This is a genomic window from Hydrogenophaga taeniospiralis CCUG 15921, assembly GCF_001592305.1.
Lineage (GTDB): Bacteria > Pseudomonadota > Gammaproteobacteria > Burkholderiales > Burkholderiaceae_C > Hydrogenophaga > Hydrogenophaga taeniospiralis.
On sequence record NZ_BCWR01000023.1, the window covers coordinates 1 to 20,229 of the forward strand.

At 69.2% G+C, this 20,229-nt stretch carries 19 protein-coding genes; 4 read left to right on the forward strand and 15 right to left on the reverse strand.

Annotated features, from left to right (window positions below; translation table 11 throughout):
* Positions 1-132: 132 nt before the first annotated feature.
* Positions 133-642, reverse strand: coding sequence for a cyclic pyranopterin monophosphate synthase MoaC (gene moaC, locus HTA01S_RS22925; RefSeq protein ID WP_068175757.1), 510 nt, complete (start codon positions 640-642; stop codon positions 133-135).
* A gap of 58 nt (positions 643-700) precedes the next feature.
* Here moaC and HTA01S_RS22930 point away from each other — a divergent pair, with 58 nt between their 5' ends.
* Positions 701-2,404 carry a M48 family metalloprotease gene (locus HTA01S_RS22930; protein ID WP_068175759.1) on the forward strand — a complete coding sequence of 568 codons (1,704 nt, stop codon included), beginning with the start codon at positions 701-703 and terminating at the stop codon, positions 2,402-2,404.
* On the opposite strand, the gene HTA01S_RS22935 is transcribed toward HTA01S_RS22930, so the two are convergent.
* Complete coding sequence (locus HTA01S_RS22935; RefSeq protein ID WP_068175977.1) at positions 2,387-2,737, reverse strand: phage holin family protein; 351 nt, start codon at positions 2,735-2,737, stop codon at positions 2,387-2,389. The two genes, HTA01S_RS22930 and HTA01S_RS22935, sit on opposite strands and share 18 nt — an antisense overlap.
* A 75-nt stretch (positions 2,738-2,812) precedes the next feature.
* Complete coding sequence (locus HTA01S_RS22940; protein ID WP_068175760.1) at positions 2,813-3,535, reverse strand: TerC family protein; 723 nt, start codon at positions 3,533-3,535, stop codon at positions 2,813-2,815.
* A gap of 460 nt (positions 3,536-3,995) precedes the next feature.
* On the opposite strand from HTA01S_RS22940, the gene HTA01S_RS22945 reads away from it, so the two are divergent.
* On the forward strand, positions 3,996-4,421 hold the full coding sequence (locus HTA01S_RS22945) for a DUF3717 domain-containing protein (protein ID WP_068175762.1): 426 nt from the start codon (positions 3,996-3,998) through the stop codon (positions 4,419-4,421).
* Here HTA01S_RS22945 and HTA01S_RS22950 read toward each other — a convergent pair.
* Together HTA01S_RS22950 and purB are read right to left on the reverse strand one after the other, a co-directional pair.
* Positions 4,403-5,179 carry an oxygen-binding di-iron domain-containing protein gene (locus tag HTA01S_RS22950; RefSeq protein WP_068175770.1) on the reverse strand — a complete coding sequence of 259 codons (777 nt, stop codon included), beginning with the start codon at positions 5,177-5,179 and terminating at the stop codon, positions 4,403-4,405. The genes HTA01S_RS22945 and HTA01S_RS22950 overlap by 19 nt on opposite strands.
* A gap of 188 nt (positions 5,180-5,367) precedes the next feature.
* Positions 5,368-6,795, reverse strand: coding sequence for an adenylosuccinate lyase (gene purB, locus HTA01S_RS22955; protein ID WP_068175773.1), 1,428 nt, complete (start codon positions 6,793-6,795; stop codon positions 5,368-5,370).
* Positions 6,796-6,961: 166 nt separating this feature from the next.
* Between purB and HTA01S_RS22960 the strand changes: the two genes are divergently transcribed.
* The gene (locus tag HTA01S_RS22960) at positions 6,962-7,576 is read left to right on the forward strand and encodes a glutathione S-transferase C-terminal domain-containing protein (protein WP_068175776.1); all 615 of its coding nucleotides are present in this window, start codon (positions 6,962-6,964) and stop codon (positions 7,574-7,576) included.
* A 114-nt stretch (positions 7,577-7,690) separates the two neighbouring features.
* Here the strand turns inward: HTA01S_RS22960 and HTA01S_RS22965 are convergent, their stop codons facing one another.
* The 8 genes from HTA01S_RS22965 to HTA01S_RS23000 form a co-directional block, all read right to left on the reverse strand.
* Positions 7,691-8,137: a nuclear transport factor 2 family protein gene (locus HTA01S_RS22965; protein ID WP_068175779.1), complete on the reverse strand. Its 447-nt coding sequence runs from the start codon at positions 8,135-8,137 to the stop codon at positions 7,691-7,693.
* 7 nt (positions 8,138-8,144) lie between these two features.
* Positions 8,145-9,044, reverse strand: a complete 900-nt coding sequence (locus tag HTA01S_RS22970; protein WP_245638183.1) for an SDR family NAD(P)-dependent oxidoreductase — start codon at positions 9,042-9,044, stop codon at positions 8,145-8,147.
* A gap of 144 nt (positions 9,045-9,188) precedes the next feature.
* The gene (locus tag HTA01S_RS22975; protein WP_068175781.1) at positions 9,189-9,722 is read right to left on the reverse strand and encodes a DUF3833 domain-containing protein; all 534 of its coding nucleotides are present in this window, start codon (positions 9,720-9,722) and stop codon (positions 9,189-9,191) included.
* A complete protein-coding gene (locus HTA01S_RS22980; RefSeq protein WP_084236510.1) occupies positions 9,719-11,077 on the reverse strand; it encodes an MFS transporter in 1,359 nt (452 codons plus the stop codon). The genes HTA01S_RS22975 and HTA01S_RS22980 overlap by 4 nt, the downstream gene beginning before the upstream one ends.
* On the reverse strand, positions 11,074-11,640 hold the full coding sequence (locus HTA01S_RS22985) for a chalcone isomerase family protein (RefSeq protein WP_084236512.1): 567 nt from the start codon (positions 11,638-11,640) through the stop codon (positions 11,074-11,076). The genes HTA01S_RS22980 and HTA01S_RS22985 overlap by 4 nt, the downstream gene beginning before the upstream one ends.
* Positions 11,641-11,643: 3 nt before the next feature.
* Complete coding sequence (locus HTA01S_RS22990) at positions 11,644-12,948, reverse strand: SAM-dependent methyltransferase (protein WP_068175784.1); 1,305 nt, start codon at positions 12,946-12,948, stop codon at positions 11,644-11,646.
* Between the two features lie 38 nt (positions 12,949-12,986).
* A complete protein-coding gene (locus HTA01S_RS22995) occupies positions 12,987-13,802 on the reverse strand; it encodes a DUF1365 domain-containing protein (RefSeq protein ID WP_068175786.1) in 816 nt (271 codons plus the stop codon).
* Positions 13,799-15,211, reverse strand: coding sequence for an NAD(P)/FAD-dependent oxidoreductase (locus tag HTA01S_RS23000; protein ID WP_068175790.1), 1,413 nt, complete (start codon positions 15,209-15,211; stop codon positions 13,799-13,801). The genes HTA01S_RS22995 and HTA01S_RS23000 overlap by 4 nt, the downstream gene beginning before the upstream one ends.
* A gap of 443 nt (positions 15,212-15,654) precedes the next feature.
* On the opposite strand from HTA01S_RS23000, the gene HTA01S_RS23005 reads away from it, so the two are divergent.
* Positions 15,655-16,476: a ferritin family protein gene (locus HTA01S_RS23005; RefSeq protein WP_068175794.1), complete on the forward strand. Its 822-nt coding sequence runs from the start codon at positions 15,655-15,657 to the stop codon at positions 16,474-16,476.
* A 125-nt stretch (positions 16,477-16,601) separates the two neighbouring features.
* Here HTA01S_RS23005 and HTA01S_RS23010 read toward each other — a convergent pair whose 3' ends face one another.
* Complete coding sequence (locus HTA01S_RS23010) at positions 16,602-17,222, reverse strand: rhomboid family intramembrane serine protease (protein WP_068175797.1); 621 nt, start codon at positions 17,220-17,222, stop codon at positions 16,602-16,604.
* Positions 17,219-20,110, reverse strand: a complete 2,892-nt coding sequence (gene glnE / locus HTA01S_RS23015; RefSeq protein ID WP_068175800.1) for a bifunctional [glutamate--ammonia ligase]-adenylyl-L-tyrosine phosphorylase/[glutamate--ammonia-ligase] adenylyltransferase — start codon at positions 20,108-20,110, stop codon at positions 17,219-17,221. Before glnE ends, HTA01S_RS23010 begins: the two co-directional genes overlap by 4 nt.
* Positions 20,111-20,229: the final 119 nt, after the last annotated feature.

The window sequence follows — 20,229 nt, forward strand, 5'->3', positions numbered from 1 at the left end:
CCCCCCCCGTGGGGTTAATGCCAGTCAGTTAAGACCGCGGGTGATCTGATCCAGTAAAAAGGGAGCGTTTAGTAAGGCTGAATTATGGTAGCCCCTGAGGGCGGTATGCGACGTATTTGGATGCGAGAATTGCTATGTGGCCACAAAATGCCCACTCTTTCCCCCCCGCTTCTCCACCAGCCGCACCCCGCCAACTGTCATTCCGCGGTCCACCGCCTTGCACATGTCGTAGATCGTGAGCAGGGCCACGCTGGTGGCGGTGAGGGCTTCCATTTCCACGCCGGTCTGGCCGGTGCATTCGGCCGTCGCGCGGCACAGCACGCTATTGGATGACGCCTCCACCTCGAACTCCACCGCCACTCGCGTGAGTGCGATCGGGTGGCACAGGGGGATCAGTTCGCTGGTCTTTTTGGCGCCCTGGATGCCCGCGATGCGTGCGATGCCCAGCACGTCGCCCTTTTTCGCACTGCCGCTCTGGATCAGCGCCAGGGTGGCGGGCTCCATGGTGATGCGGCCTTCGGCCACGGCCACTCGGTGGGTATGGGCCTTGGCGGCTACGTCCACCATGTGGGCCTGGCCCTGGGCGTCGAAATGGGTCAGCGGGCTGCTGTCGGAGGGGGCAGTGGGCTTGGGGGTGTTCATGGGGGTGCTTTGCGCGGTCTTTACAGAAACCTGGGGGACTTGGCGGCATCATACGAGGATGCGTTTCTCCTTCAGGCCCCTCTTTTCACCCCCGGCGCGACCGGTTTCCACGACGCTGCTGCTCGCGGCGCTGGCCGCTCTGCCGGCGGCGCTGTCTAATGCGCAGACGGCCGGTGTCGATGCGCCGGTCACTTCGGGTCTGCCCACACTGGGCGATGGTTCCGACATGTCCATCGCGGCCGAGCGGCGGCTGGGCGACAGCATCGCGCAACAACTCTACCGCGACCCCGACTACCTGGACGACCCGGTGCTGGTGGACTACCTGCAGTCGCTCTGGGTGCCACTGCTGGGCGCGGCGCGCACGCGCGGGGATGTGCCCGCCGAGTTGTCCGAGCGGCTGGCCTGGGAACTGATGATCTCGCGCGACAAGCGCGTCAACGCCTTTGCCCTGCCCGGCGGTTACTTGGGGGTGCACCTGGGGCTGCTGGCGGTGACCGAGACGCCGCAGGAGGTGGCCAGCGTGCTGGCGCACGAGTTGAGTCATGTGTCGCAGCGCCACATCGCGCGCATGCTCTCGCGCCAGGACAAGCAGGCGCCCTGGCTGCTGGGCGCCATGGTGCTGGGGGTGCTGGCGGCGCGGGCCAACGCCGACGTGGCCAACGCGGCCATCGTCGGGAGCCAGGCGGTCGCGGTGCAGACCCAGCTCAACTTCTCGCGCGACATGGAGCGCGAGGCCGACCGCGTGGGCTTTGGCGTGCTCACGGGCGCGGGCTTCGATGGCCGGGGTTTTGTGAGCATGTTCGACAAGCTGCAACAGGCCGGGCGACTCAACGACGACGGTTCCTTCCCCTACTTGCGTAGCCACCCGCTGACCAGCGAGCGCATCGCTGACATGCGCGCGCGGCTGCCGCTGGCCACCAGCACGGTGGTGGGGCCTCGCGTTGGCGCTCCCGCAGCGGCCGCGCCGGTGCCCGGCGCCGCACCATCAGGCTTGACCTTGACGCTGCCGCCGTCCGCGCCGGGCCGCGAGGGTGCGATGCCGCGCCTGCCCGGCGCCCCGGCGTCGGCCACGCCGGCCTTGCACGCGCTGATGTCGGCGCGGGCCCGGGTGCTGGCCGAAAACGGGCCGGATCGCTGGCGCGCCTGGCTGCGCACCGGGCAGTCGGCCGATGCCAAGCCCGGTGACCGCTATGCCGCGGCGCTGTCCGCGCACCGCCTCGGGCAGCGCGATCTGGCCTTGAGCCTGGCGCAGCGCCTGCGCGCGGAAGCGGTGCCGGCGGCACCCGAGACGCGCTGGGCGGTGGATGCGCTGTTGATGGAACTGATGCTGCCGACCGCGACCTCAGGTGGTGCGGCCGGGGCGGCGATGCAGGCTCCGCTGGGGGCTCTGCGCGACGCGGCGCTCGCCAGCCACCAGCGCGCGGCGGTGCTGCTCGGTGCCCAGGCGGCGCTGGCCACCGGTGCTGCCCGACAGGCTGCGGCTCGGCTGCAGGACTGGGTGGCGGCGCATCCGCGCGATGCGCAGGCCTGGCAGACGCTGGCGCGGGCGCAACTGGCGCTGGGCCAGCGCCTGCGCGCCATCCGCGCCGAGGCGGAAGCCCGTGCGGCGCAGCTGGACTACGCGGGGGCGGTCGAGCGCTTCAGGGCCGCACAGTCGCTGCCCGCTGCCGAGCGCGCCAGCGACGGCATGGAACTGGCGATCGTGGACGTGCGCCGCCGCGAGGTCGAGGCGCTGCTGCGTGAATCAGTCCGAGAGGACTGATTTCAGCGCCATGTCCACCACCAGCATCAGCGCCGAGTAGATCAGCGAGCCCAGCAGGGCGGCGCCGAAACCGTTGACGCCAAAGCCGTCGAGCAGGCTGGCGGCGGCCCAGAACATCAGCGCGTTGATGACGAACAGGAACAGGCCCAGCGTGACCACCGTCACCGGCAGCGTCAGCACGACCAGCACCGGGCGCACCAATGTGTTGAGCAGGCCGATCACCGCCGCGGCGATCAGGGCCGAGCTGAAGTTGGGGATCTGCACGCCGGGGTAGAGGTAGCCCACGAGCAACAAGGCGCAGGCTGCAAGCAGCCATTTCAGGATGAGTTTCATGCGGGGCAGCATAGCACCGGACGTGAAAAAGGCGGCATCCTCGCGGAGGCCGCCCCATGGCGAACGCCGTGCGGTTTACGCTTCTTCCGGCACCGGGTGGCGGGCCGCCATCACCTTGCCGATCACGAGCACCAGCAGCGCGCCCACCACGGCGGCTGCGTACTTCACCACCGGGGTTTGCGGCAGCTTGAGCATCCATGCCATGTTGTCCGGATCCGCGAGCGCCGGGTCGGTGACCAGCATGCCACCGGCGATCCAGCCCAGCAGCATGCCGCCGCCGGTGATGATGATGGGGAAGCGCGCCATCAGCTTGATCACCAACTGACTGCCCGAGACGATGATCGGGATGGAGATCAGCAGGCCCAGGATCACCAGCAGCAGCGAGTGTTCACCCGCGTGTTGCGCCGCGCCAGCGATGGCGATGACGTTGTCCACGCTCATGACCAGGTCGGCCACGATGATGGTCTTGATGGCCGCGAACAGCTTGTCGCTGCCGGCGATGTCGCCGTGACCGTCGTCGTCCGGCGCCAGCAGCTTGACGCCGATCCACACCAGCAGCACCGCGCCCGCGAGCTTGAGGAACGGCACGTTGAGCAGGGTCATCGCGAACGCGATCAGGATCACGCGCAGGATGATGGCGCCGGCGGTGCCCCAGATGATCCCCTTGGTGCGTTGCGCGGGCGGCAGCTTGCGGCAGGCCAGCGCGATCACGACCGCGTTGTCGCCGCCGAGCAGGATGTCGATGATGATGATCTGGCCCAGCGCGACCCAGAACGCAGGTGAAGTCAGGAAATCCATAAATGCCTCGTGGTGATGTGTTCAAAAGGGCCGGACGCGAGGCGTACCCGTCGTCCGCCCGACCTTCTCATGTTCGGCCACCCAGGGAGATCGGAAGGCGCTGTCTCACCGGCCTGCGACGGCGCGGCAGCGCAGGCGAAGGGGATCGGACATGCCTTGATCGGCCCGAGGGGAGCCCATCAAAGGTCTTGCTCAGCCTGGCGATGGATCGCCGGGCCCGGACTGCCGGAAGCGGGTGGCACCGCTTCGTATTGACGACAGTCCGAATGTCCGGCCGCTGGGGGCGCAAGGCGCTTTGTGGCGGCGGAGCGGAGAGCTACTCCCCTTCAAAACCCGCGATTGTACCGACCCGGCACACCCCGTGACCGCCGTTGCGGATACGCAGTTCCCACAGAGCGAGGCGGTGTTCCAGCGCCTGCACTGGCCAGGAAACGGGCGCGCTGGCTATGATCCATCCCCCATGGCTGGCATACACATCACCGACATCGAGGCCGCGATCAACCACTGGCGTGAGCGCTCACCCTCACCCGATGGCTTGTCGCTGGCGCCTCAGACGCGCGCGCTGGCCGAGGTGTACGCGCTCATGGTGTACTTTCGCGAGACTGAGGCCGACGAAACCACCCTGCCCACCCAGGCGCACGAGGCCTGGCTCGCCTGGTTCGGCAGCATGCCCGATACCCCCTGCATCGCCATCTGTTCGACCAGCCAGGGCGACGAGGTGTGCAAAGGCTGCGGGCGCACCTTCGACGAAGTGCAGCTCTGGACCGAAATGACTCCGGGCGAGAAGCGCGCCAGCTGGCGGCGCATCACGCTCGAAGGCAGCGCCTGGCGCTTCAACCGCTACGCCGAGCGGGCGCTGGAAGAGGCTCAGGCCGGAACCGTGTAGTTGGCCTGGGTGACGTAGTCGATGCCGCAGCTCAGGTCGCTGATCCAGTTGATGAACTCACCCACCGCCGCACCCGCCAGGGGGGCGCCGTGCTGCGGCACGATCATGTCGATGGGCAGGGTGCGGGCCATGTTGGCCCACAGCCGCAGCACCTTGGACGAGACCATGTAACGCCGGTGGAACGCTTCCATCTTCGGGATGTGGGGCGCCAGCGAGGTGATGGGTGTGGCCGCGTCGGCCGAGGTCCCGATGGAGACCCCCAGATCGCCCGAGAAGAGGATGCGGCTCACCGGGTCCCAGAATTGGAAATTGCCCTCGGAGTGCATGAAGTGCGCGGGCAGCGCCACCAGCTCGGAGCTGCCCAGGGGAATGCGCACGCCCGGGTCGGGAATGCCGATGATGCGGCCGGCCGTCTTGCCGGGCTTGCAGAAGTGGGGCGCGAAACGCTCCCACAGGCGCGAGATGTACAGCGTGGCCTGGGTGCTGGTCATCCAGCGGTCCAGCGAGGCGATGATGTCCGGGTCGGCGTGTGAGGCCAGGATCTTGGACAGCTTGCTCGGCGGGAAAAAGCGGCCGATGGTGAGCAGCAGCTCGTTGTAGGCCATGTTGCCACCCGGGTCGATGATGGCGCCGGTGTCGCCATGGATGACCAGGAACTGGTTGGCCTGCACGGCCTGACCAGGCTCGCCGTCCTCGTCGCTCAGGTGGGCGAACATCAGGCAGACATGGCCGTTTTTGTTGAAGAGTTCGATGGCCATGGGCGGTCTTTCAGTGGTCGGACGAGGGGGCGGGCAACGGATTCTAGGTATTCGCGCCGGGCACATGGTGGGCGCTGTCGTTTGTCCGGCGCACTATGTCGGAAATACCGCACTTTGCACGGAGGGGCCGCCCACATTTCCCGGTCGGGCGGGACATAGGTCACACCCGGAGCGGATGAGACGCCTGATCAGGCCCGGCGCGCCAGTTCCTCGGCCTTGCCGATGTAGCTGCCGGGTGTCATGGCCAACAGGCGGTCTTTTTCCGGCTGGGGGATCTCCAGGCTGCGGATCAGTGCGTGCAGGGCCTCGGCCGTCACGGTCTTGCCGCGCGTGACTTCCTTGAGCTTTTCGTAGGCGCCTTGCACGCCGAAACGGCGCATCACGGTCTGGATCGGCTCGGCCAGCACTTCCCACGACGCGTCCAGGTCGGCGGCCAGCGCTTCTTCGTTGAGTTCGAGCTTGCCCAGGCCCACGCCCAGCGAGTGGTAGGCCAGCACCGCGTAGCCCAGCGCCACGCCCATGTTGCGCAGCACGGTGGAGTCGGTCAGGTCGCGCTGCCAGCGGGAAATCGGCAGCTTTTCGGACAGGTGTTTGAGCAGGGCGTTGGCCAGGCCCAGGTTGCCCTCGGCGTTTTCAAAGTCGATCGGGTTGACCTTGTGCGGCATGGTGCTGGAGCCGATCTCACCGGCCTTGAGGCGCTGCTTGAAATAGCCCACGCTGACGTAGCCCCAGATGTCGCGCGCCAGGTCGATCAGGATGGTGTTGGTGCGGGCGATGGCGTCGAACAGCTCGGCCATGTAGTCGTGCGGCTCGATCTGGATGCTGTAGGGCTGGAAGCTCAGGCCCAGGCCGAGCGGCTCGGGCTGCTCGATCACGTTGCGGCTGAAGGCCTCCCAGTCGAAATCGGGCCAGGCCGACAGGTGGGCGTTGTAGTTGCCCACGGCGCCGTTCATCTTGCCCATGAGCTTGACGCTGGCGATCTTTTCGCGCGCGGCGGCCAGGCGCACCACCACGTTGGCCAGTTCCTTGCCTACCGTGGTGGGGCTGGCGGTCTGGCCATGGGTGCGGCTGAGCATGGGCACGGCGGCGAAGGCGTGCGCCATCTCGCGCAGCCGGGCGATCACGCCGTCGAGCGCGGGCAGCAGCACGGTGTCGCGTCCGCCCTTGAGCTGCAGGGCGTGGCTGGTGTTGTTGATGTCTTCGCTGGTGCAGGCGAAGTGCACGAACTCGGCGGCCTTTTCCAGCTCGGGGCGGGCGTCGAATTTCGACTTGATCCAGTACTCCACCGCCTTCACGTCGTGGTTGGTGGTTTTCTCGATGTCCTTGATGGCCACCGCATCGGCTTCGCTGAAATTCTTCACCAGGCCCAGCAGGTAGGTGCGGGCGCCGGGCGAGAGTGGCTTGAATTCATCGAAACCGGCGTCGGACAGCGCAATGAACCAGGCGATCTCGACCTGCACGCGGCGGTGCATGTAGCCCTGTTCGCTCATGAAGGGCCGCAGGCTGGCCAGCCGGCCGGCGTAGCGGCCGTCCAGCGGGGACAGGGCGGAAACAGGGGTCAGGGCCTGGGAAGCCGCGGGGGAGTGAACGGTGGGGGCGGGGGTGGTCGGGCGCATCCCCCAATTGTAGGAGGCGCGGCCCCGGCAGCCCGGTGCCGTCCGGCGCCGCGCGCTGGCCGGTGCCGGTGGTCGGCTGTTGCGCCATGCCACTGTCAGCCCTGAGAAGCCGATGGCTGGCTAAAATGGCCGACCCTAGGGAAACCTGTCTCACGAAGCACCGTCCATGAAACTCATTGGCGCCATCACCAGCCCCTACGTGCGCAAAGTGCGTGTCGTCATGGCCGAGAAAAAGCTCGACTACCAGTTCCTGCCAGAGGACGTGTGGTCGGCCAGCACCCAGATCGGCACCTCCAACCCGCTGGGCAAGGTGCCGTGCCTGGTGATGGAGGGCGGCGAAGCGGTGTTCGATTCGCGGGTGATCGTGGAGTACCTCGACACCCTCTCGCCTGTGGGCAAGCTGATCCCGGCCCAGGGCCGCGAACGCGCCGAAGTCAAAACCTGGGAAGCGCTGGCCGACGGCCTGCTGGACGCGGCCATCCTGGCCCGACTGGAAGCCACCTGGGCCGGCCGCACCGACGAGCAGCGCAGCGACGCCTGGATCGAACGCCAGATGGGCAAGGTGCACGCGGCGCTCAAATCCATGAGCCAGGGCCTGGGCGACAAGCCGTTCTGCTCGGGCATCCACCTGAGCCTGTCCGATCTGGCGGTGGGTTGCGCGCTGGGCTACCTGGACTTCCGCTTCCCCGACATCGACTGGCGCACGTCCTATCCGAATCTGGCCCGGCTCGCCGAGAAGCTCTTTTTGCGGCAGAGCTTTGTGGATACAAAGCCTGATTGATAGGTCCCCCCCGCGCCGCGCCTAAGGGCGCGTCACCCCCCCAGGGGGCGATGCCTGCGGCCTGGCAAAGCCAGTTCCGCGGCATCCCTCAATCAAGCCCCTTCGCCGACTGATTTACTGGGTTGCCCTGCGCTTGAGCCAGCGCATGAGCGTGCCCAGCCCCGGCAGTTTTTCGTACAGCTCTTCGGCCGCGTCCCAGTAGTCGCGGTGTTCGCTGATGCGGCCGTCGCTGTCCAGCGTCAGGTGGGAGCCGCCGCGGATCAGTTGCACGGTGGTGGTGTCGAAGCGCTGGAAACGGAAGCGGAATTCCCAGACCAGAAACGCCTGCGGGCCGTCCACGATCTGTTGCGTCACGGTGAAGCGCGGTTCGTGCAGGGCCGTGAACATGTGTTCGAAAAGGCGGGTGATCGCGGGGATGCCCTGCACCTCGTTGAACGGGTCCTTGAAGCGCGCCTGCGGCGTGTAGAAGTGGCCGATCTGCGCCACGCTCTGCGGCGTGAGACTTTCGAAATACACGGTGAGGCGGGCGACCGCGGCGCGGGAGTCGGTGGGCGGTGTCATGGGAGGTTTATAGCCCGGTGAAGCGCCGCACGGCCGGGAAGTAGGCGCGGTAGGGCAACAGGCGCAGCAGCTTCATCCAGCGCGTGAAACGCTTGGGGTAGTGGATGTCGAAGGCGCCGCGCGCCCAGCCGTCGAGCATGGCGAGCGCAGCGCGCTCGGGCGTGATCAGGGCGGGCATGCTGAAGTCGTTCTGCTCGGTCAGCGGCGTCTGCACGAAACCGGGGTGGACCACGCTCACGCCCAGCCCCTGCGGCTCCAGATCGAGGTACAGGGTTTCGGCCAGGTGGGTGAGCGCGGCCTTGGTCGGGCCGTAGGCCAGGCTTTTGGGCAGGCCGCGAAACCCGGCCACGCTGCTGATGAGGCTGAGGTGGCCCGTGCCGCGCGCGATCAGCGCGGGCAGCACGGCATCGAGCACGTTGAGCGCGCCGACGTAGTTGATGGCCAAGTGCCGCCGCAGCTCGGCCAGATCGATCGCTGTGGCGCGCATCTCGCGGTAGTGGCCGGCGCAGTACAGCACCAGATCGAGCGGACCCTGGGCCAGGATGGCGCGCGCGGTCTGAGCCACCGCCGTGGCGTCGGTCACGTCCAGCGGCCAGGCCTGCACCGGTACCGCGCCGGGCCGTGCCGGATGCCGGGCCACCAGCCGCTCCAGCGCGGCCGCGTTGCGCGCCGACACCTGCACCCGCGCACCGCGCGCCACCAGCGCCTCGGCGGTGGCCAAGCCGATGCCGCTGGAGGCGCCGATCACCCAGACCCGCAGGCCGCGCCAGTCGGTGATGGGCGGGTTGAACGGGCGCAGCAGGTGCCAGCCGCGCCGCTGCACGGAGCTGATGCGTGCCAGGGGGCTGGGTTTGACGAAGCTGCGTTGGGGCGTCATGGGCGTGGCCAGTGGGTCAGGAAAGTACATGTCAGTTGTTCATGGCGCCGGAGCGCGATCCGCACCGCACGAACCGGTGCCGTCCAGAGGCACCGCCGGGCTGGCTTTGCCAGACGGCCAGTGCCGCCCCCCTTGGAGGGGGGAGACGCGAAGCGGCGCGGGGGGTGCTTCATCTCAGCGTTTGACGAAGGACAGCGTGACCTCGCCCAGGCGAACGCCGAACTTGCGCATGACCGCCTTGTTGAGCATCACGCGCGGGTCCATCAGGTACATCCAGTCGTCGAAGTCGACGTGCCAGATCTGTCCATCCACCGGCAGGGCCAGCGTGTAGCCCCAGCGGAACGCGTTGCCGCGCGTCTGGCCCAGGGCGACGCCCACCACGTCGTCGGCGGTGCCGCTGTAGCGGCCCTCGCCCAGGTGCTTGAGGCGCCAGATGCGTTGTTGCGTGCTGCCGTCCGAGTACACGAAGTGCTCGTCGAGCACGCCGTCCTCGCCCGTCCAGTGGCAGCGCATCAGCACGGTGAAGCGTTTGATCACCTTGCCGGCGCGGTCGGTGAAGACGCCGTAGGCATCGAGCGTGCCGTTGAAGTAGTCGCGCAGGTCCAGCGCGGGTTTCTCGTTCGCGTGGTCGCTGAGCTGCGGTCCGGCGCAGCCCGCCAGGCCGAGCGTGGCGGCGATGCCGGTGGTGAGTACGAGGCGTCGTTTCATGGGTGGGCTTTCAATGGGGTGTGTGTCGGGGCCTCGGTCCGGTGTCCGGGCCGGATCACCAGGGTGTGCAGCGCGGCGCCCGCGAGCAGCTTGAGCACGCAGGGCAGCAGGCAGTAGGCGAGCGTGAGCACCTGCAGCGCGGCGGGGTCGCGCGCGCCGGGGCTGTAGCCGAACAGGGCGAGCAGCGGCAGGCTCAGACCGGCGGCCAGCGCCAGGTTGAGCTTGGCCGCGAAGTTCCACCAGCCGAGGTAGGCGCCTTCGCGTCGGCCGCGTTCGCCCAACTCGTCCATCAGGCCCGTGAGCAGGGCGCCGGGCAGGGCCAGGTCGGTGCCCAGGGCCAGCCCCGAGAGGGCGCACACCACCAGGAACGGCCAGACGTCGCCCTCGCCCAAGGTGGCCGCCCAGACGAAGACCCCCACGGCCAGCGCCATGCCGGCCAGCCAGGTGCGCGCCAGGCCCAGGCGCCCCACCAGTCGCACCCACAGCGGCAGCGACAGCGCGGCGAACAGGAAGTAGGTGGCGAGGAAGGCGGGCTCGATGGCGGTGGGCGCCTGCAGCCGGTCCTGCACGAAGAACAGCACCAGGGTGGCGGGCACGGCGCTGGCCGTGCCGTTGAGCACGAACACCACCAGCAGTTTCAGAAAGCGCGGCTGGCGCAGCGGCGAGCGCCGCGCCGGCATACCCGCCTGCGCGGGCGTGGCCGGGCTGCCGGGCAGCGGCACCACCGCCGCGCTCCAGGCCCACCAGCCCAGCGCCAGCAGCACGGCAAAGGCCGTGACCGTGGCACCCAGCCCCAGCGTGCCGGGCAGCACCGCCGCGAGCAACACCCCCAGCAGCGCCAGGCCTTCGCGCCAGGCGGTGATGCGGCTGCGCTGGGCCTCGTTGCCGGCCAGGCGCGCGCCCCAGGTCTGGTGCGCCACGCTGGCCACGCTGTAGGCGGTGTAGGTGAGGGCCATCAGGCCGCCGGCCCAGGCCAGCAGCGCGCCCAGGTCGGCGCGCACCGCCTCGGGTGGGAACAGCAGCGCCCACAGGCCCAGGGCCAGTGCCACGGCCGCGCCGGCACCCGCGGCCAGCACGGCGCGGGACGAGCGCGCGAACAGGCGGTCGCACCAGCGGCCGATCAGCGGGTCGAGCAGCGCGTCGAACAAGCGCGCCAGCAGCAACACCAGGCCCAGCGCGGCCAGCGGCGCGCCAAAGCTGCGCGCGTAGTGGTTGGGCAGGATCACGTACAACGGCAGCGCCACGAAGGCCAGCGGCAGGCCGAGCAGGCCATAGCGCAGGCCGTGGCGCCAGGCGCCGGCGCCCACGAAGTGTTCGGCCGGCGTGGGGATGCGGGTGGGGCGGGCCGGGCTCATCGCCGCGCCTGCGTGATCAGCGCTTCACGCAGGCGCGGCTGCGAGGTGGCGGGCGAGAGCCAGATGCCGAAGAAGCGGGCGGAAAACGCTTCGTCGGCGATCTCGCCGAGCAGCCGGCCATTGAGGTAGAAGCGCGCGCCGCTGCCGGGCACGTGCAGACCCAGGATGCGGTCGCCCGGCTTCACGTCGGGAAACAGCGCGCCCATGGCCTGCTGCCAGCGTGCGGCCTGCTCGGGCGCGAGCGCGCCGATGCCGCGCATCTCGTCGATCGAGCGCTGCGCGATGTCGCGCCCCGCGAAGGCGCGCCGGTAGTGCAGCTCCAGCCCGAATCGCTGCGCGGCAAAACGCGGGGCATCAAACCCCGGCGCAGCCCAGAGGCTGGCGTCGTAGACCTCGAAGCCCCAGATCCGCAGCAGGCCCTGGCCCACCGCCTGTTTGCCTTGCAGTGCTGCGCTGGCCGTGGGCTCGATGGGGCTGGTGGCCTGCGCGGGCGCGCACAGGGCGGCGGCCAGCGCGATCAGCGCCAGCGCGTGCCGCGGCAGGAGGTCGTGGGGGTGTTGCATCGTTCAGTCCGGGCGGCGCAAGGTGAACTGCACGACGCTGGTGTTGCCTTCGAGGAACGCGGCTTCGCAATAGGCCAGGTAGAACTCCCAGATGCGCAGGAAACGCGGGTCGAAGCCGAGCCGCTGTACCCGCTCGTGCTCGCGCAGGAACTGCTCGCGCCACAGCCGCAGCGTGCGCGCGTAGTCCTGCCCGAAGTCGAACTGGTCCACCACCTCCAGCCCGGCGCGCTGCGCGGCGGCGCGGAATTCGCGCGGGCTGGGCAGGCAGCCACCGGGGAAGATGTACTGCTGGATGAAGTCGGTGCCGGCGATGTAGCGATCAAACAGGTCGTCGCGGATCACGATGCTTTGCACGCAGGCCCGTGCGCCCGGCTTGAGCAGGCGGTGCAGCGCGCCGAAGTAGCCCGGCCAGTATTCGCGGCCCACGGCCTCGACCATTTCGATGGAGCAGATCGCGTCGTAGGGTCCGTCGTCGATGTCGCGGTAGTCCTGCAGGCGCAGATCGGCGGCGGGGCCGATGCCCCCACGCTCCCCAAGGGGGCTCGCCTCGCCTTGGGGCAGCCCGGCGGCGGGCGTGTCGGTCATCAGCGGCACACCCAGCTTCTCCATGCGCTGCAGCGCGAACGCCAGCTGTTCGGTGGACAAGGTCACGCCGGTGAGGGATGCGCCGAATTCGGTGGTGGCCATCTCGGCCAGCGCGCCCCAACCGCAGCCGATCTCCAGTACGCGGTCGCCGGCGCGCACCCCGGCCATGCGCAGCGCGCGCCGCACCTTGGCGTGCTGCGCTTCCACCATGGACTGCTCCGGCGTTTCGAACAGGGCCGACGAGTAGTTCATGGTCGGGTCCAGCCAGAGTTGGTAGAAACCGTTGCCCAGGTCGTAGTGGGCGTGGATGTTCTTGCGGCTGTTGGCCCGGGAGTTGCGGTTGAGCTTGTGCTGGACCCAGTAGGCCAGCCGACCGAACCAGGAGCCGTAGACCATGTCCTCGATTTCGCGCCGGTTGGCGATGAACAGGCGCAGCAGCTCGGTGAGGTTGGGCGTGTGCCAGTCGCCCGCGATGTAGCTCTCGGCGAAGCCGATGTCGCCCGATTTCAGCGCCGCCGCGCAGACCTTCCAGTTGGCCAGGCGCAGGCTGGCGTGCGGGCCGTGGGCGTCGCCGAAACGTTGCATGGAGCCGTCGGGCAGCTGCAGCGTGAGGCTGCCGTGGCGCAGGCGTTGCAGCAACTGCAGCGCGCTGCGGGCGGTGGCGGGCGCGTTGCGCGGCAGGGCGAAACCGGCGGGGTGTCGGGGAGCGGTGGTGCTGTTCATGGTGGGCAGCCAGGGCGGAGTGGGAGGGACGGAGGGGTTCAGCGCGAGGGCGCTGAAGGGGTGGAGGGCTCGCCCACGGTGACGGCAGCGCTCGGTGCGGCCGGCTGGCGGAAGAAGGGCGTGCGCTTGAGCCACAGGCGCAGCGCCTGCCAGTGGATGCGGGCGATCACGCCCAGGGTCATGGCCGGGTAGGACCAGAGCGCGCGCCGCACGCTGCGGGCATTGAGCGCCTGCAGCGCGCCGCTCACGCTGGTCTGGATCAGCGCGGGCGCGTCGGCCCCGTCGTCGTGGTAGTCGATGCGCGCGACGGTGCGGGCCGGACCGGCGCCGGGGTGGCCCGGCGTGCGCATGAAGACGAAGCGGTACTGGCCCCGCACCGGGCAGAACGGCGAGACGTGCAAGGCCTTGTCCGCCGTGCAGGGCACGCCGTAGCGCGGGTTCTCCAGCAGGTAGCAGTGGCGCTCGCCAAAGGTGTTGTTCACCTCGGCCAGCACCGCGCGCAGGCGGCCGTCGGGCCGGTGGCAGTACCACAGGCTCACCGGTTTGAAGCTGTAGCCCAGCACGCGCGGAATGGTGTGCAGCCAGACCTCGCCCAGCGCGTCCTCGATGCCGTGCTGCCGCAGCAGACCATCGATCCAGGCCAGGCAGTCGGGCCCGCCGTCGCCGTGGTCGGCGTCGTGAAAGCTCAGCGCCGCGCGCCGGTTGCGCGCCAGTTCGCCGTTGCCGTGGGCGCGCAGGCTGCGCAGCGGCAGCATGAGGAAGTAGGTGGGGTAGGCGAAGGCATGGCGGCGCGGGCGCAGGCGCGTGTGGCGCACCTGGCCAAAGCCGATCTGCGCCACCGGCGGCGTGCTCATCCGAACACCCCGGGCAGGGCGGCGTGGCGCGCGGCCGCGCCGCTGGTGGCGGGCACCAGACCGTGGGCGTCGATCAGCGCGCGGGCGGCGTGCAGGCCGGCTTTCAGGCCGTCTTCGTGGAAGCCGTAGCCCATCCAGGCGCCGGCGTAGTAGGTGTGCTGTCGGCCCTGCAGCTCACCCAGGCGGGCCTGGGCCCGAAGGGCGGCGAGGTCGAACACCGGGTGCTCGTAGGCGTATTCGCCGATCACCCGCGCCGGGTCGATCGCGCGCCGCGGGTTGAGCGACACCAGCACCGGCTGCGCCACCGGCAGCGGCTGCAGCCGGTTGATGAGGTAGTGCAGGCAGACCTGAGCCGACGGCGCCTGCGGGCCGGGGGCTTCGCGCTCGTAGTTCCAGGCCGCCCAGGCGGCGGGGGTTGTGGGCAATACCGAGGCGTCGGTGTGCAGCACCGCGCGGTTGGGCTGGTAGCGGATCGCGCCGAGCACGGCGCGCTCGGCCGGGCTGGCCGCCTCGCCCAGGACAGACAGCGCCTGGTCGCTGTGGCAGGCCATGACGACGGCGTCGAAACGTTCGACCCGGCCCTCGCTCACCACGCGCACGCCCTGTTCGTCGCGCAGCACCTGGTGCACCGGCGTGCGCAGGCGCCGGTCGGGGATACCGTCCACGATCTTTTCCACGTAGCGCCGCGCGCCGCCCGCCACCGTGGTCCACCGCGGCCGGTGGGTGATCTGGAGCAGGCCGTGGTTGTGGCAGAAGCGCACCATGGTGGCCACGGGAAAGGCCAGCATCTGGTCGGTCGGGCAGCTCCAGATGCAGCCCATCATGGGCAGGAAATACCAGTCGCGGAACTCGCGGGAGAAGCCCTGCGCGTGCAGGAACTCGCCCAGCGGCTGCAGCAGCGGGCTGTGCTCGCCCAGGTCCTGCCCCTGTTGCGCCAGCCGCGTGGTGATGCGGTTGAAGCGCACGATGTCGACCAGCATGCGCCAGAAGCGCGGGTTGAGCAGGTTGCGGCGCTGGGCAAACACGCTGGACAGGCTGGTACCGCTCCACTCCAGCGCGCCGCCGTCGGGCCCGGCGCCCGGGGCCTGCACCGAAAACGACATGTCGGAGCCCGCCACCGGCACCTCCAGCGCGGCCAGCAGCGCCAGCAGGTTGGGGTAGGTGCGCTCGTTGAGCACCAGGAAACCGGTGTCCACGCCGAAACGGAGCGGGCGGCCCTGCGCGTCGGGCAGGGTCACGTCCACCGTGTGGGTGTGGCCGCCGAAGTAGGCGCCGGCTTCAAAGAGGGTGATGTCGGCCAGACCGGCCAGGGTGTGCGCGGCGGCCAGGCCCGAGATGCCCGAGCCGATGATGGCCACACGGCAGGGCGGGCGGGTGCCCTTGGGCTGGAAGCGGGGGTCTGAATGCATGGTTCAGACCCCCATGGCCCGGTGGGCCGGAAGACAAAAGACTGCGAAGCGCCCCGAGACGAATGAGGGAGGGAGGGAGGAGGAGGAGAGACGTCCCGGGATTTCAGCCAGACCACCAGGGGTCGGAAGGCTTCGCAGTGCAAAAACGGTGGGCGGCACGGGTTCCGGCGCCGCCTTGTGGAGATGGAGCGGCGCCGGTGCGAAAAAGTTCCTGGACTGCGTGAACATGGATGGGTCCGGCGTGATGGTGGAGAGTTTGGTCTGAAAATGCACTGTATAGTCTTATTGTGACTGATTGGTATCTTTTTGGTCCATTCAATCTTCTTTGTATCCCTGGGCCAGGCAGGGTTATGGCGTGGCCGATACCCATTCAACGCCCGCAGCTTTGTCAAACAACGGTCTTGTGCCGGCCGTAAACTGATTTTTTGCCACCGAGGACGCGCATGCTTTACCCCGAACTCTTCAAGCAGCTGGAGTCCGTCCGCTGGGACATGGGCAAAGACATTCCCTGGGAAACGTTCCAGGCCGGCGCGCTCAGCGACGAGCAGGCCCAGACCATCAAGATGAACGCCATCACCGAGTGGGCGGCGCTGCCGGCCACCGAGATGTTCCTGCGCGACAACCGCGACGATTCCGACTTCTCGGCCTTCATGTCGATCTGGTTCTTCGAGGAACAGAAACATTCCCTGGTGCTGATGGAATACCTGCGCCGCTTCCGGCCCGAGCTCGTGCCCACCGAGCAGGAGCTGCACGACGTCCGCTTCGAGTTCGACCCGGCCCCGCCGCTGGAGACGCTGATGCTGCATTTCTGCGGCGAAATCCGCCTCAACCACTGGTACCGCCGCGCCAGCGAGTGGCACACCGAGCCCGTGATCAAGAAGATCTACGCCACCCTGAGCCAGGACGAAGCGCGCCACGGCGGCGCCTACCTGCGCTACATGAAACGCGCCATCGGCAACTTCGGCGACGAGGCGCGCAGCGCGTTCGCCAAGGTGGGTGTGCTCATGGCCAGCGCGCGGCGCACCGCGCAGGCGCTGCACCCGACCAACCTGCACGTGAACAAGGCGCTATTTCCCCAGGACACCATCCAGAGCCGCCTGCCCAACCCCGAGTGGCTCGAACACTGGCTGGACAAGCAGATCGATTTCGACGCGGTGTGGGAAAGCCGCGTGGTCGAGCGCATCCTGCACAACATGAGCCTGCTAATGGAGCAGAGTTTCAAGACGGTGCAGGAGCTCAACCGGTTCCGCAAGTCGCTGGTGTGAGGAGGGGCCACCCCGAGATGAACACCCCCGCCGCGCTGCGCGCGACCCCCTCAAGGGGGCAACACGAGCGGCCCGGCAGAGCCGGTTCCGCCGTGTTCTGGGTTGGAGCTTGGTGCGCTGGCGCCTCAATGCGCGGGCAGTGAAGGCGCCGGGGCGCTGGCCGTGCCGCGGGGCAGCCAGCCCAGCATCAGCCCCAACACCAGGCCCCACAGCGTGCCCGCCAGGTGGGCGGCCTGCACCACCGACATCTCGTTGCCCGGGTCCCAGACCACCGGGTTCGACCAGCCCTGCTCCAGTGTCAGCTTCACCAGCAGACCCAGCGCCAGCAGTCCGCCCCAGCGCCGCGCCTTGGGCACGGGGATACGCTTCTGGATCAGCTGCATGGCCAGCACCATGGCCCCGGCGTGCAGCAGGCCCGACAGGCCCACGGCGTAACCGATCTGCGGCCACAGCAGCAGCGAGCCTTGCATCAGCGGCCAGGCCAGCAGCCAGGCCCAGGTGCAGGCCAGCGAGGGTCGGATCACCCAGGCAAAAGCGGCCAGCGCGCCCAGCGCGAGTTGGTTGCCGATCAGGTGCGGGGTGTTCATGTGCACCCAGGCGCTGGTCCACAGCGTCCAGGGCTGCTGCAACCAGTCGTGGGCGTGCCAGGTGAGGGAGTCGACGGCGCCCGGGCGGGCCCACCACAGCAGCATGCTGGCCACACCATGCACCGCGCAGAGCACCAGCCAGCTGCGCGAGGGCTTCATGCCGCCATGCGCGAGCCCAGCACGTGCTGCCACAGCGCGCGCACGGCCGCGGCCTGGGGTTCCACCAGCTCGGCATCGACCTGGGTCGGCGCTTCGTCCAGCCGCGCACGGTGCTGGATCTGGCGCAGCTCGCGGTAGGCGCGCGAGGCCGCCTCGCCCATGCCGGGCGCGAGCAGGCCGGCGCGTTCGGCGCGCAGCAGCAGGTCGATGTTGCCGCTGTTGGCGCGCAGCTCGGGGTGGGTGCGCGACTGCGACAGCACCAGGTACTGCACGGCGAACTCCACATCCACCATGCCGCCCGGGCTGTGCTTGACGTCGAACCGCGTGCCGCGCACGGGGTGGGCGGCACGCACCTTCTCGCGCATGGCCACGATCTCCGCGGCCAGCGCCTGGGGATCGCGCTCCGACGTGATCACCGCCTCACGCACGGCGTCGAAGCGCTCGCGAAGGGAAGCGGTCACGGCCCCGTCGTCGGGCCGCCCCAAGGCGGGGCCAGCCCCCTCGGGGGGTAGCGAACCACGCGTAGCGGGGAGCGTGGGGGTTTCTTCACTTCCAGACATGACAAACCGCGCCCGCGTCATCGCCTGGTGTTCCCAGGTCCAGGCGGTGTTGCTGCCGCGCTGCTGCTGGTAGTTGGCGTAGGCGTTGAAGCTGGTCACGAGCATGCCGGAGTTGCCGTTGGGCCGCAGCGCGGTGTCGATCTCGAACAGGTCGCCCTCGCCGGTCTTCACCGTCATCCAGTTGATCATCTTGCGCACGAAGGCGCCGTAGATTTCGGGGGCGCGCTCGTCCTCGTCTTCGTAGACGAACACGATGTCGAGGTCGCTGCCGTAGCCCAGCTCCTTGCCGCCGAGCTTGCCGTAGCCAATGATGGCGAAACCAGGCTCTTCGCGGTGGCGGTTCTTCAGCCGCGCCCAGCACCAGCGCGCCGTCAAGCGCAGCATGGTGTCGGCCAGGGCCGAGAGGTCGTCGGCCACCTGCTCCACGGTGAGCACCTTTTCCACGTCGCGCGCCAGGGTGCGGAACACCTCGGCGTGGTGCGCGCGGCGCAGCAGGTTGAGCAGGGCCTCTTCGTCGTCTTCGCCGGTGGAGTGCAGCGCGGCGCGCCGGGCCTCAAGTTCAGCCTCGAACTGCACGGCGTCGAAGCGCTCGGCCAGCAGTTGCTGGCTGGCCAGTTCGTCGATCACGCCCGGGTGCTGGAGCAGGTAGCGCGCGGGCCACTTGGCCGCCCCCATGAGGCGCAGCAGGCGCTCGTGCACCGAGGGGCGCTCCTGCAGCAGCGCGAGGTAGCTTTCGCGCCGCAGCAGGGGTTCGATCCAGTCGGCCAGGCGCAGGGCGGCTTCTTCGCTCACGCGCCCCTGTTCGAGCCAGGCGCCGGTGCGCTGCACCAGCCGCACCAGGCGCGCGCGCGCGTCTTCGCGCAGCGCCAGCACACGCGGGTGCCCGCTCCATTGCGCCACCTTGGCGGCGAAGGCCTCGGGCAGCTGGGCCAGCACCGACTGCAGGTCGTCGGTCGTGCCGCGGGGCTGGCCGTTGGCGCCCGGCTTTCCGTTCCGGCCGTTGCAGCCCTTGCCGTTGCAGCCCCCGTGGGTGGGGCCGCCGAGCAGGGTGTCGAACTCCTGCGCCACCAGCTCGCGGTGTGCGTCCAGGGTGTGCAGGAAGTCGCAGACGTTGGCGTGGCCCATGGTGGCGGCGAGCCAGTTCAGGTCGTCGTCGCGCGTGGGCATCACGTGGGTCTGCTGGTCGTCTAGGTACTGGATGCGGTGCTCGACCCGGCGCAGAAAGCCGTAGGCCCGCGCCAGCGCGTCGGCGTTGGCCTGGGGCATGAGGCCGGCGCGGCACAGGCGCGTGAGCGCGTCCAGCGTGGGGCGGGTGCGCAGCTCGGGAAACTGGCCGCCGCGCACCACCTGCAGCAGCTGCACGGTGAATTCGATCTCGCGGATGCCGCCGCGCGAGAGCTTCACGTCGTTGGCGCGGCCGGGGTTGCCGGCGGCGCGCTTGGCCGCGTGCTCGCGGATCTGGCGGTGCAGCGTGCGCAGGGAGTCGAAGACGTTGTAGTCCAGGTATTTGCGGAACACGAAGGGCAGCACCGCGCCGCGCAGCGCGCTGGCGCTCTTGTCGGCGATGCTGGCGGCCGGGGCGATCACGCGGCTTTTGAGCCAGGCGAAGCGTTCCCACTCGCGGCCCTGCACCAGGAAATACTCCTCCAGCGCGCCCAGCGAAACCGCGCTCGGCCCCGAGTTGCCGTTGGGCCGCAGCGCCAGGTCGACACGGAACACGTTGCCGTGTTCGGTCGCTTCGCCCACGGTGTTGTAGATGTGTTTGACCGCCTTGCCGAAGTACTCGTGGTTGCTGATGCGGTTGCGGCCCTGGGCGTTGCCGGCGGTCTCGCCGTCGTGGTCGTAGACGTAGATCAGGTCGATGTCGCTCGACACGTTGAGCTCGCGCGCGCCCAGCTTGCCCATGCCGATGACCCACATCCGGGCCCGCTGGGGCTGGCCGTCGGGGCCGAGGTACTGGGGGGCGCCGAACAGCTCGTCGAGCTCGCTCCAGGCCAGCGTGCAGGCCGCGTCGAGCGCGAGTTCGGCCAGCTCGGTGACCGCGCGTGTGACCACGGCCAGCGGCGCGTCCTGTTCGCAGTCCAGCACCACCAGGCGCTCGAGCACCAGCTGGCGCAGCACCCGCAGCGCCGCAGGCAGGGCCAGGCCGCGGGCGCGCAGCTCGGCCAGGCAGGCCTGCATGCTGGCGTGCACCGGTGCGCCGGGCGGCAGGCAGGCGAGTTCCTCGGTGTAGCGGCGGCGCACGCGCTGCACGAAACGCGAGTGTTCGGCGATCCGGTCAGCGGGTGTCAGGGGCGGGTGGTTGGGGGACGGGGGTATCACATTCATTGACAAAGCGGATTCCTGGACTGCGGAACCCTTGGTGTGGCTGGCCGTCATAATTTGCAGTGGACATGAACCATCAAAGCCCGGCAGATGCCGCCGAATCTCCTGTGCGTGCACCCTTC

What these genes read in the sequence shown, in the direction of transcription:
- HTA01S_RS23005 (WP_068175794.1), top strand. Translation starts at nt 15,655, where the DNA reads ATGCTTTACCCCGAACTCTTCAAGCAGCTGGAGTCCGTCCGCTGGGAC.
- HTA01S_RS22935 (WP_068175977.1), bottom strand. Translation starts at nt 2,737, where the DNA reads ATGAAACTCATCCTGAAATGGCTGCTTGCAGCCTGCGCCTTGTTGCTC.
- HTA01S_RS22975 (WP_068175781.1), bottom strand. Translation starts at nt 9,722, where the DNA reads ATGAAACGACGCCTCGTACTCACCACCGGCATCGCCGCCACGCTCGGC.
- HTA01S_RS22995 (WP_068175786.1), bottom strand. Translation starts at nt 13,802, where the DNA reads ATGAGCACGCCGCCGGTGGCGCAGATCGGCTTTGGCCAGGTGCGCCAC.
- HTA01S_RS22965 (WP_068175779.1), bottom strand. Translation starts at nt 8,137, where the DNA reads ATGACACCGCCCACCGACTCCCGCGCCGCGGTCGCCCGCCTCACCGTG.
- glnE (WP_068175800.1), bottom strand. Translation starts at nt 20,110, where the DNA reads ATGAATGTGATACCCCCGTCCCCCAACCACCCGCCCCTGACACCCGCT.
- purB (WP_068175773.1), bottom strand. Translation starts at nt 6,795, where the DNA reads ATGCGCCCGACCACCCCCGCCCCCACCGTTCACTCCCCCGCGGCTTCC.
- HTA01S_RS22980 (WP_084236510.1), bottom strand. Translation starts at nt 11,077, where the DNA reads ATGAGCCCGGCCCGCCCCACCCGCATCCCCACGCCGGCCGAACACTTC.
- moaC (WP_068175757.1), bottom strand. Translation starts at nt 642, where the DNA reads ATGAACACCCCCAAGCCCACTGCCCCCTCCGACAGCAGCCCGCTGACC.
- HTA01S_RS22930 (WP_068175759.1), top strand. Translation starts at nt 701, where the DNA reads ATGCGTTTCTCCTTCAGGCCCCTCTTTTCACCCCCGGCGCGACCGGTT.
- HTA01S_RS22990 (WP_068175784.1), bottom strand. Translation starts at nt 12,948, where the DNA reads ATGAACAGCACCACCGCTCCCCGACACCCCGCCGGTTTCGCCCTGCCG.
- HTA01S_RS22950 (WP_068175770.1), bottom strand. Translation starts at nt 5,179, where the DNA reads ATGGCCATCGAACTCTTCAACAAAAACGGCCATGTCTGCCTGATGTTC.
- HTA01S_RS23000 (WP_068175790.1), bottom strand. Translation starts at nt 15,211, where the DNA reads ATGCATTCAGACCCCCGCTTCCAGCCCAAGGGCACCCGCCCGCCCTGC.
- HTA01S_RS22960 (WP_068175776.1), top strand. Translation starts at nt 6,962, where the DNA reads ATGAAACTCATTGGCGCCATCACCAGCCCCTACGTGCGCAAAGTGCGT.
- HTA01S_RS23010 (WP_068175797.1), bottom strand. Translation starts at nt 17,222, where the DNA reads ATGAAGCCCTCGCGCAGCTGGCTGGTGCTCTGCGCGGTGCATGGTGTG.
- HTA01S_RS22940 (WP_068175760.1), bottom strand. Translation starts at nt 3,535, where the DNA reads ATGGATTTCCTGACTTCACCTGCGTTCTGGGTCGCGCTGGGCCAGATC.
- HTA01S_RS22945 (WP_068175762.1), top strand. Translation starts at nt 3,996, where the DNA reads ATGGCTGGCATACACATCACCGACATCGAGGCCGCGATCAACCACTGG.
- HTA01S_RS22985 (WP_084236512.1), bottom strand. Translation starts at nt 11,640, where the DNA reads ATGCAACACCCCCACGACCTCCTGCCGCGGCACGCGCTGGCGCTGATC.
- HTA01S_RS22970 (WP_245638183.1), bottom strand. Translation starts at nt 9,044, where the DNA reads ATGTACTTTCCTGACCCACTGGCCACGCCCATGACGCCCCAACGCAGC.